We start from the raw sequence: 2,793 nt of genomic DNA on the forward strand, positions 1-2,793 counted from the left end.
GCGAACCAGGGGAACTGAAACATCTAAGTACCCTGAGGAAAAGAAATCAACCGAGATTCCCTTAGTAGTGGCGAGCGAACGGGGACTAGCCCTTAAGCTTCTTTGATTTTAGCGGAACGCTCTGGAAAGTGCGGCCATAGTGGGTGATAGCCCTGTACGCGAAAGGATCTTAGAAGTGAAATCGAGTAGGACGGAGCACGAGAAACTTTGTCTGAATATGGGGGGACCATCCTCCAAGGCTAAATACTACTGACTGACCGATAGTGAACTAGTACCGTGAGGGAAAGGCGAAAAGAACCCCGGAGAGGGGAGTGAAATAGATCCTGAAACCGTATGCGTACAAGCAGTGGGAGCCCACTTTGTTGGGTGACTGCGTACCTTTTGTATAATGGGTCAGCGACTTATTTTCAGTGGCGAGCTTAACCGAATAGGGGAGGCGTAGCGAAAGCGAGTCTTAATAGGGCGTCTAGTCGCTGGGAATAGACCCGAAACCGGGCGATCTATCCATGGGCAGGTTGAAGGTTAGGTAACACTGACTGGAGGACCGAACCGACTACCGTTGAAAAGTTAGCGGATGACCTGTGGATCGGAGTGAAAGGCTAATCAAGCTCGGAGATAGCTGGTTCTCCTCGAAAGCTATTTAGGTAGCGCCTCATGTATCACTGTAGGGGGTAGAGCACTGTTTCGGCTAGGGGGTCATCCCGACTTACCAAACCGATGCAAACTCCGAATACCTACAAGTGCCGAGCATGGGAGACACACGGCGGGTGCTAACGTCCGTCGTGAAAAGGGAAACAACCCAGACCGTCAGCTAAGGTCCCAAAGTTATGGTTAAGTGGGAAACGATGTGGGAAGGCTTAGACAGCTAGGAGGTTGGCTTAGAAGCAGCCACCCTTTAAAGAAAGCGTAATAGCTCACTAGTCGAGTCGGCCTGCGCGGAAGATGTAACGGGGCTCAAACCATACACCGAAGCTACGGGTATCACGTAAGTGATGCGGTAGAGGAGCGTTCTGTAAGCCTGTGAAGGTGAGTTGAGAAGCTTGCTGGAGGTATCAGAAGTGCGAATGCTGACATGAGTAACGACAATGGGTGTGAAAAACACCCACGCCGAAAGACCAAGGTTTCCTGCGCAACGTTAATCGACGCAGGGTTAGTCGGTCCCTAAGGCGAGGCTGAAAAGCGTAGTCGATGGAAAACAGGTTAATATTCCTGTACTTCTGGTTATTGCGATGGAGGGACGGAGAAGGCTAGGCCAGCTTGGCGTTGGTTGTCCAAGTTTAAGGTGGTAGGCTGAAATCTTAGGTAAATCCGGGGTTTCAAGGCCGAGAGCTGATGACGAGTTACCCTTTGGGTGACGAAGTGGTTGATGCCATGCTTCCAAGAAAAGCTTCTAAGCTTCAGGTAACCAGGAACCGTACCCCAAACCGACACAGGTGGTTGGGTAGAGAATACCAAGGCGCTTGAGAGAACTCGGGTGAAGGAACTAGGCAAAATGGCACCGTAACTTCGGGAGAAGGTGCGCCGGTGAGGGTGAAGCACTTGCTGCGTAAGCCCACGCCGGTCGAAGATACCAGGCCGCTGCGACTGTTTATTAAAAACACAGCACTCTGCAAACACGAAAGTGGACGTATAGGGTGTGACGCCTGCCCGGTGCCGGAAGGTTAATTGATGGGGTTAGCTAACGCGAAGCTCTTGATCGAAGCCCCGGTAAACGGCGGCCGTAACTATAACGGTCCTAAGGTAGCGAAATTCCTTGTCGGGTAAGTTCCGACCTGCACGAATGGCGTAACGATGGCGGCGCTGTCTCCACCCGAGACTCAGTGAAATTGAAATCGCTGTGAAGATGCAGTGTATCCGCGGCTAGACGGAAAGACCCCGTGAACCTTTACTATAGCTTTGCACTGGACTTTGAATTTGCTTGTGTAGGATAGGTGGGAGGCTTTGAAGCGTGGACGCCAGTCTGCGTGGAGCCATCCTTGAAATACCACCCTGGCAACTTTGAGGTTCTAACTCAGGTCCGTTATCCGGATCGAGGACAGTGTATGGTGGGTAGTTTGACTGGGGCGGTCTCCTCCTAAAGAGTAACGGAGGAGTACGAAGGTGCGCTCAGACCGGTCGGAAATCGGTCGTAGAGTATAAAGGCAAAAGCGCGCTTGACTGCGAGACAGACACGTCGAGCAGGTACGAAAGTAGGTCTTAGTGATCCGGTGGTTCTGTATGGAAGGGCCATCGCTCAACGGATAAAAGGTACTCCGGGGATAACAGGCTGATACCGCCCAAGAGTTCATATCGACGGCGGTGTTTGGCACCTCGATGTCGGCTCATCACATCCTGGGGCTGAAGCCGGTCCCAAGGGTATGGCTGTTCGCCATTTAAAGTGGTACGCGAGCTGGGTTTAGAACGTCGTGAGACAGTTCGGTCCCTATCTGCCGTGGACGTTTGAGATTTGAGAGGGGCTGCTCCTAGTACGAGAGGACCGGAGTGGACGAACCTCTGGTGTTCCGGTTGTCACGCCAGTGGCATTGCCGGGTAGCTATGTTCGGAAAAGATAACCGCTGAAAGCATCTAAGCGGGAAACTTGCCTCAAGATGAGATCTCACTGGGACCTTGAGTCCCCTGAAGGGCCGTCGAAGACTACGACGTTGATAGGCAGGGTGTGTAAGCGCTGTGAGGCGTTGAGCTAACCTGTACTAATTGCCCGTGAGGCTTGACCATATAACACCCAAGCAATCTGTAGACTCGAAAGAGGCCAGATTGCGGTGTGTGAAGACGAGATGAACCGAAAGTTCGAAA

Annotated in this window: 1 rRNA gene; it reads left to right on the forward strand. The window is 52.2% G+C overall.

Annotation, left to right across the window (positions count from 1 at the left end):
• Nucleotides 1-2,715: ribosomal RNA gene (locus tag Q7C33_RS28855) — 23S ribosomal RNA — on the forward strand; the annotation flags it as partial.
• Nucleotides 2,716-2,793 lie beyond the last annotated feature (78 nt).

The organism is Pseudomonas sp. BP11-1-1, from assembly GCF_052112105.1.
GTDB lineage: Bacteria > Pseudomonadota > Gammaproteobacteria > Pseudomonadales > Pseudomonadaceae > Aquipseudomonas > Aquipseudomonas alvandae.